The following is an 8,960-nucleotide window of genomic DNA, read 5'->3' on the forward strand; positions in this document are numbered from 1 at the left end:
TAATGGAAAGAGTAGAGAAGAAAAACTTATAAGAAAGGGAGAAGAAAAGATTAAACAGAGGGTTAAAAAACCCTCAGCTAATCTACTATAGAATTGAAAGTAGTAACTGCGGCCTATAGTGCATTAAAAGACCTGGCATGCTAATCTACTATAGAATTGAAAGTCTATGACGGTCTGAGATAACGGCTGTATCGTTACAAGCTAATCTACTATAGAATTGAAAGAACAGGAGTTGACACAGCTTAACCAGGCTCAACAACAGGTAGCTAATCTACTATAGAATTGAAAGTCGGCGTACTTCCTAGCTTTGCAAAACAACTATACGGAAGCTAATCTACTATAGAATTGAAAGGAGGAAATAATTAACCTGACTTCTAACAATGATGAGATACATCTTGCTAATCTACTATAGAATTGAAAGAGTACTAATGTTAAAACAGATGGACAAAATGAGAGAAAAGGCTAATCTACTATAGAATTGAAAGTGGGAATCTTTTGCAAAAACAACCCACAGTTTCTCCATATGCTAATCTACTATAGAATTGAAAGATATTTGCGAATTGTTGTGCGATAGGTTGGAGTGCTTGAGCTAATCTACTATAGAATTGAAAGTTGGCAGGTTTAGTGAATTCGCTATCTGAAGTTATTCAAGAAATGGCTAATCTACTATAGAATTGAAAGTAAGTTAAGGGGAAAGAGGGACGTAAAAACGTTTTTAAATAGCTAATCTACTATAGAATTGAAAGAGATTCATCCATATTAATCACCTCATTCTAAAAATCTAGGCTAATCTACTATAGAATTGAAAGCTGGAGGTATTCGTTTTGGTCTGCTTGTTATTATACGAATATGCTAATCTACTATAGAATTGAAAGTCATTCCGAAATTAAATCATGTAATTTTGGACATAGATGAGCTAATCTACTATAGAATTGAAAGCAGACAGAAAGGGATTATGATGATTCTGACACTAATGTAAGCTAATCTACTATAGAATTGAAAGAAACTAAAGGAAAAGAAGTCACTCAAGAAGTAACTGTTGAGCTAATCTACTATAGAATTGAAAGCTACATAGACACTGGTGATGACTTCTTCCCTCATAAATACCCGCTAATCTACTATAGAATTGAAAGCATGTGGTTTTCTTCTTTGATAGTGTTACATATAACCCCAGCTAATCTACTATAGAATTGAAAGCGAACGGTACCTCGACAGTCCTACAGCCTACAGCACAACAGCTAATCTACTATAGAATTGAAAGAATACAATTTTCAATTCCAGTTGATAGAGTTGAATTTATAGGCTAATCTACTATAGAATTGAAAGCTTCGAACTTCTCTCCTTTTTTCTCTCCTCTTCTTCTCGTTTGCTAATCTACTATAGAATTGAAAGTGTCAATTATTTCCTTACAGGCAGGTTCTTCTAATACTTTTGCTAATCTACTATAGAATTGAAAGTTATTTCCACACTGAGTTTTATTTATTTTATTCCACCACAGCTAATCTACTATAGAATTGAAAGTTTAGTACTTCCTGTGGATCCATCCTATTTAACTATTGTGCTAATCTACTATAGAATTGAAAGTATAAAGACTGGGATACATTATGTAAAGTGCCTCTGACAGGCTAATCTACTATAGAATTGAAAGTCTTTCCAGACTTCTTTTTGTTTCCATCAGCCTTTCCGCGCTAATCTACTATAGAATTGAAAGATTCGTCTATTTTTTGCTTTATCGATTCTAATAATTCATTTGCTAATCTACTATAGAATTGAAAGATATATACTGATACTCTATATGATTCGCCCTGTTTTGCGGCTAATCTACTATAGAATTGAAAGATATATACTGATGGGACAAACATCTATCTAGTATATTATTGCTAATCTACTATAGAATTGAAAGAATTACTTCAGATCTGTTTAGCTTGTGATTCATAGCATAGCTAATCTACTATAGAATTGAAAGTAATTTCTAGATTGTAACTTTGACACATTTGTATTATACGTGCTAATCTACTATAGAATTGAAAGCAAAGTTCTCTACACCAAAATACCATAGATAAGTCTTCAAGCTAATCTACTATAGAATTGAAAGAGTGTTATTTAGGAAAAGAATATAACATAGAAAGCTTACTGCTAATCTACTATAGAATTGAAAGCCCTACTTCCGCGTAGCTATTAGAAACACTATGACAATGATGCTAATCTACTATAGAATTGAAAGGTTTCTGATAATTTTAGTATTCAAAATATTCAAAATACTGGGCTAATCTACTATAGAATTGAAAGTCAAAATTCACCACGCTGGTTAGTTCGATGTTGTAGAAGTGCTAATCTACTATAGAATTGAAAGAGAGAAGTCAAAAGTGTAGCTAGTACTTCAAGCTCTTCAGTGCTAATCTACTATAGAATTGAAAGACGATTAAGAGGGCTATTGCTATTGTTGGTATGTCAAACCCGTGCTAATCTACTATAGAATTGAAAGCTCCTAGACTCTTTCGCTCCAGACCAAGTGTTAGACTTAGCTAATCTACTATAGAATTGAAAGAAATTTAAGAGGGAACTCATATTATTATTATGTGTAGCTAATCTACTATAGAATTGAAAGCAATCTAATTGCATAAATTCCTATATCTTGCCACGGCATTGCTAATCTACTATAGAATTGAAAGGAAACCGAATCCCAAAAACAAATCCAAAAACAAAAATTAATCGCTAATCTACTATAGAATTGAAAGTCATTTGAATTACCAAAGGATATATTTTGTTATCAAAATAAAGCTAATCTACTATAGAATTGAAAGATGAGAGAAATCAAGATTTTCGATTTATCTTCAAGGTTGGTGCTAATCTACTATAGAATTGAAAGGTTTATAAGCCCGATCCCTTTGCCCCCCTTTTCATGATGCTAATCTACTATAGAATTGAAAGTCTCATCTCCTTCTTGCACACTGTATATCGTCTTAATGTAGGCTAATCTACTATAGAATTGAAAGACATTGCAAATTTCACGGGGTCGTTGTTCCCCAACTCCTTAGCTAATCTACTATAGAATTGAAAGAATTCTTGCTTGTGTACAATTGCTTCATTATTGAGCCTCCCGCTAATCTACTATAGAATTGAAAGGCATAGTAATAGTAGTTGCAACTAGGGCACTGGAACATGCTAATCTACTATAGAATTGAAAGTGTTATTGTATAATATGATTACTGGTTTTAAGTGTTTGCTCCAGCTAATCTACTATAGAATTGAAAGTTTTTTACGATTTTAGCTATATCGTCGCCGTAATATTCTCGCTAATCTACTATAGAATTGAAAGAAGCATCAAGTACACTCCTAATTGCATTAGTATACTCGGCGCTAATCTACTATAGAATTGAAAGACTGGAGTTGGAAAATCCTTCCTAGCAATGTATATAGCAAGCTAATCTACTATAGAATTGAAAGACAGGTAACTTTAGGTCGTCGAAAATCACGGCATAGAACGGCTAATCTACTATAGAATTGAAAGTCACTTCTGTATTCCACCTCCATCTTACCACTTCTTGGGAAAGCTAATCTACTATAGAATTGAAAGAATAAAACACTAACATCATTTACTCAAACAGAAGGAATATAGCTAATCTACTATAGAATTGAAAGATAAAAAAAATCGTAACTTATGACGTTTTAAAATTCGTCTTGCTAATCTACTATAGAATTGAAAGTTCGTAAATTTCACTATCAACTTCAAGCGGACTTAAATAGCTAATCTACTATAGAATTGAAAGCTTTCGATTTCTAAGAAATCATGTAACTTAAGACCATTTTCATGCTAATCTACTATAGAATTGAAAGGTAATTTTCTCATATCTTCTTTTCACATTTTGTACTATGGGCTAATCTACTATAGAATTGAAAGAATCTAATTTTTCTACCTTGTGATTCAGTCATTTTATATCAGCTAATCTACTATAGAATTGAAAGAGAACGTGAAGATAAGATACTTTTCTTTTTATATAATAAAGCTAATCTACTATAGAATTGAAAGTCTTCAAAAATCAAGGTGTTTCCTATTTTTATTGCTTTAGCTAATCTACTATAGAATTGAAAGAATGTTATTGCTGCATATATATACCCGACGTTTATCCCCTGCTAATCTACTATAGAATTGAAAGCTTTGGGAAGTTGCTAATGTAAAATGGTTACAGAACGATAGGCTAATCTACTATAGAATTGAAAGCATATCTCAATTTACTTTCTTCAAGTTTCTCATACACTTCATGCTAATCTACTATAGAATTGAAAGATAATTTATTATTAGTTGAAACGGGTTTAAGGCCAGGTGGAGCTAACCTATTATAGAATTTAAAATATACCACAAACTTGCTATCTATATTTGTTAACCTGTAACAGTTTCGCTATTTCAGCAATTCCCNTTCCTTCTAAGTATTGCCNTAGTCTNGTTTAAATCCTTAGGCTTCTTGCTGATTAGCTTCTTTATTTCCCTTTTTAAGGTCCTCAACACGCTCAGCCCAACAGTCCCCCATTGCTAACACCAGATTTATCCATTTTTAACTCGCGTTGCAGCTATTATGAATATGAAAAAGACTATAAAATTAGCAATATCTAAGACGATTTATCTATATATAAAAACTTATTAGCTATTTAAGTTAAAGTAATTATATGGAGCAAGAGAATGATAACTGTGAAAAAATTATATCTAAGGCGTCATCAATTGCTAGGATAGTAGTTCATTATCAGCAAGCTTATGATATTTTAGATGAGATGGTTAGATTTGCAGACACACCAACTAGGGCTCTTGATTCCGTTTATAAACTTTCCAGATTAATATCGAAGACTTTAAGGGATATAACTACTGATGAGGACATTAAAGATCAACTTTTGAAGGATCAGGTATTACCTTTGTTACCCCTTTGGGCTGAAGATTTGGAAAAAGCTTTACATTCATGTTTTAACGGTAAGGATGGTTCTAAATGGATAAGGGAATTTGCTTCTCTTTCAATTTCACCAGATCGTATAGTTCTTGAGTTAGTTCGTAATGGTGAGAATAAATGAATGTGAACTATGTTAGGGTTAGCGGAAGGTTTGTTGCGGAAGTTAGCGTGCTTACTGGTTCTGATACAATAGGCAATTATAATACACATTCTATAGCTACAGTAACACTTATGAAGGATGGGCAGTTTAGGTCTTATGAAGTCCCAGTTGTTACTGGGAACTCGCTTAAGCATTGGCATTCCGTTTATTTAGCAAAGGTTTATGAGAGTTTAGGAGGTAGTGAACTAAATGAATTCTGCAAAAAAGGTGTAGGAATGAGGGGATATACTAAGGATGCTACTTTTGATAAACCGAACGTTGCAAATGATGAGGAGGAAGCTATAAAAGATTTATGCAATGATATTCAAGGGTTTTTAATACCGAATAAACAGATTAAGAGAGATAGTCTTGTTAAATTTTCCTTTGGAATCCCGGTTTTAGATGAGAATATACTTGAACACGTTAGTAGGTTTAGCGTAACTCATAATAGAGTATCTCCCGTGAAGGCTAAGTCTGAAAGAGAAGAGAAGGAAGAGAAGTCTCAGATGATGATATTTAAGCAAGAGTATTCTACTTCTCCATTATACGGCTTTGCTGTAAGTATGGATCTGGTGTATGTTATGCAACCTATATATCAAAAAGGGAGTGGAAATGTAGATAATACGGAGGTGGAGAAGAGGAAGAAAGCTTCTATCTTAGCACTACTTTATATATTTACTGGCATTGGTTCTAAGCAAGCTAGAGCTTTACCTGTTTCTGAAGTAAAGGAGTTATTGGTCGCGGTATCTGAGAAACCTATACCCAATTTAGTTCACGGTTCTTACCCAGATTATGTTGATAAGTCTATCGACATATTACTCTCCTATAAGAAATTAGTAGGAGATAATAGCTTAAAGATATACGGTTATGGTATTGATTGTAGTAAATATAAAGATGTATTAGAATGCGGTAATTCATTAACTGATATATTTAATAAAATACTAGGAAATGAGGGCTAATAAGGTGTCTGAATGTATTATTTATTAGCAAGGCTAAGGGGGCCATTATATAGTGTTAAAAGACTTGATGTTTATCAAGTGTCTACATCATATCCTTTTATTCCGCCTTCTACTTTGATAGGAGCTCTAGGAGAAGGATTAGGTATTTTAGGCTACTGTGAACCTAGTGATTGTCTAAATTATGCTAAGAAATTAGTTAGGAAGGCAAGGGAAGTGTTTCTAAGCGACGTTAAGATTTCTGTTTCCCCCGTAATACTGAAGAGAGCCAGAGGAGTTCTGGAGAATAAGTCTTTACCANGTAGTTTCAATNAAATCACTAAATATAATGATGCTTTAGTGAGAGAATACACGTATTCCTTCAATAGGCAAGTACTTTTTGGGATGGTAGATGGCGTTGATGTCGTAAAAAAAGCGTTATACAATATCCAAAGGTTAGGTGATACTGAATCTATGGTGAGTGTAGAAGATGTAAAGGAAGTGGAGGTAGAAAAATGTGATAAACATGAGGTTAACGTTGTTTCAGATATTAAGAATGCAACAGGTAGATATTTAATATTTCCAGCTTTTGATGAGCAAGGTAAGAGAAGATATTTTAGTGTTCCATTGTATTTTTTGGGATCTTATTATGAGGTTGGAGAGATAAAATACAATAGGACTTTGTGTGCTGGTGAAGCTATATTTCCAGAAGGTGATGATTGGTGAAGGAGCTAATTGCTGAAATGATAAAGTCATGGAATGAAAAAGGGGAGATAGATAATGAAAGGTTAGAATTACAGTATAAGTTGGCTAAGGAGATATTTGATAAGGTAGATGAAGGGAGGCTATTTATATTAAATCTTCCAACGGGGATTGGTAAAACCGAGATTTTTTTAGCACCGTTCTTTTATCAGTTTAAGGTTAATGACTTCTTTGCGGGAAGAATGTATATAGCTGAGCCGACTCATGCATTATTAACTCAAATGAGGGATAGGGTTTGCAATTACGTGATAGGTTTGCAATTAGATATTCCCGTAGGGGAAGATCATGGTGATGTTGAAAACCCTACTTTTCTTTATAATGCACCTATTACTCTTACAACAATTGACTCTTTTGCATATGGGTTTTTGGCTAAAAGGGTAAACAAGTGGTGGAAGTACGGTTATGAGACTGGTAGATATACTTTACCAGTAGGATTAATGGGCAATTCTTATATAGTATTTGATGAAGCTCATTTAATTCAAGACAGCGTCTTTCTTTCGCCTAGGGTTATGGGTAAAATTATATGCAACTTAGTGAATTCTGGGGCAATAGTTGTATTTTCGTCAGCAACGTTACCTAAGGCGTTATTGGAAAGATTAACTAGGGAGTGTAAAAAAGTGGAGAATTTAACTGTAGATCTTAATGTTAAGAGAGATGTAAAAATAACCTTTAACGGTGATAAACAGTTGACAGAAAATGAAATAGATTGTGAGGGTAATACGCTGGTTATTCTTAATACTGTTGAGAGGGCTAGGAGTTTGTATAAGAAATTGANGGATAAATGTAAGAACGTTTATATTTTACACTCTTTGATGGCTATTGAAGATAGGAGGAAAGTTTATGATAGTGTTAAAATTAAAATGAATAATGAAGACGATTTAGTATTAATAGGAACCCAGACTTTAGAGGTAGGACTTGATTTCTCATTTGAGAAACTTTATGCTGAAATCTCTCCCATCGATAGTTTAATTCAGAGAGTTGGAAGAATTGGTAGAAGGAAGGAAAAGAAGAATGAAAAATCAAAAGAAGTTAATGCGATAATTTTTGATGTAGAAAATAATTTACCATATTTAGACTCTATAATTAAAGCAACTAAGGACGTGTTACATTCCTCAACNGCCTATGATAATTTAGTAAATTCAATTGATACTGTCTATGACGAGAATAAGGTAAAAGAAATAGAGGAAAAAGGGGATTTATTTTATGTTGAATTTTTGGAATATATAGAGAATTTACATTTATTTTCGTATCCTCCTGAGGATGAAGTGTTAGTAAGGCCCAGTAATTATATTATAATNTTTATTTTAGATGATAGCTTAATTGAGTCTGAAAGCGATAAGGAGCTTGTGCTAAGGAAAGATGGACTTGATGATAAATCGTTAAAATACTCTATATCTCTAGTTGACAATCACTCGTTGAAAAGGCTTACTACATTACTTAACGGTAGAAACGTTTATTCATATCCGTATGAAAAAGGTGGCAAAATACACGTTAAGAAAGTCACTACTTTAGATAGGATCATCAATAATGCTCTATCAATATACGTTAGGAAGGACGATTTATACGATGAAGCTGGGCTTAAAGTAGAGTTAGATAAACCTAAATCCGAATCTGAGGGTAAAAAGAGGAGGTCAAAAAAGAAATGATATGTTGTGCATTCTTTAAAGATAATCAATGTGTAGAACCTTATCTAAAACATATTTACGTAGCGGGTTTAATATGGAGTAGGATATACAAGAAATATTATTTAAAATCGGTACAAAGAGTATTAAACAGTAAAAATGATAATGATCTGGTATTGTTAGCAATACTTTATCACGACCTAGGAAAATTAACTACCCAGTATATGAAGGGTGATAGGAAGAGTTTTAGACATGAATTGGTTGGCGCTTATCTAGCTTATAAAACGCACGGAAATAATATAGGACTTTACCTAGCTTTAGCGGTTATGTTACATCACGAGTCTGGGATATTGGGAATTTATGCTGGAGAGAAAGGAGAAGATTTCATAACTTTATCTACTTTAAAGAAAGTGATATATGGAGCTAACCTAGAAGTATATTGCGATTTAACTACTGATGACCCTTGGTATAACAAGGCTAAAGGGATTTTTAGAAACGAAATTGATTATATCAATAGAGAACTTAAGAATATTGACAAGAGAGAAATGTATGAAATTATTAAAGA

5 protein-coding genes and 1 CRISPR repeat array are annotated in these 8,960 nt (G+C 33.1%); all 5 genes read left to right on the forward strand.

The annotated features are described in order from the left end of the window. Nucleotides 1-76 precede the first annotated feature (76 nt). Nucleotides 77-4,353: a CRISPR direct-repeat array (repeat unit 24 nt; unit sequence GCTAATCTACTATAGAATTGAAAG). Between the two features lie 312 nt (nucleotides 4,354-4,665). Next, entirely contained in the window at nucleotides 4,666-5,058 is a 393-nt protein-coding gene (locus AT710_08170) for a hypothetical protein (GenBank protein KUO90844.1), read from the forward strand. Next, nucleotides 5,055-6,035, forward strand: a complete 981-nt coding sequence (locus AT710_08175; GenBank protein KUO90845.1) for a type I-A CRISPR-associated protein Cas7/Csa2 — start codon at nucleotides 5,055-5,057, stop codon at nucleotides 6,033-6,035. Before AT710_08170 ends, AT710_08175 begins: the two co-directional genes overlap by 4 nt. Before the next feature lie 12 nt (nucleotides 6,036-6,047). Next, complete coding sequence (locus AT710_08180; GenBank protein ID KUO90846.1) at nucleotides 6,048-6,737, forward strand: type I-A CRISPR-associated protein Cas5; 690 nt, start codon at nucleotides 6,048-6,050, stop codon at nucleotides 6,735-6,737. Beyond that, nucleotides 6,734-8,419 (forward strand): CRISPR-associated helicase Cas3, encoded by a 1,686-nt coding sequence (locus tag AT710_08185; GenBank protein ID KUO90847.1) that lies wholly within the window; start codon nucleotides 6,734-6,736, stop codon nucleotides 8,417-8,419. The genes AT710_08180 and AT710_08185 overlap by 4 nt, the downstream gene beginning before the upstream one ends. Beyond that, a partial coding sequence (locus AT710_08190) for a CRISPR-associated endonuclease Cas3'' (GenBank protein ID KUO90848.1) occupies nucleotides 8,416-8,960 on the forward strand: 545 nt, incomplete at its 3' end. The genes AT710_08185 and AT710_08190, both read left to right, overlap by 4 nt.

Source organism: Thermocladium sp. ECH_B (genome assembly GCA_001516585.1).
In the GTDB taxonomy this organism is placed as follows: domain Archaea; phylum Thermoproteota; class Thermoprotei; order Thermoproteales; family Thermocladiaceae; genus Thermocladium.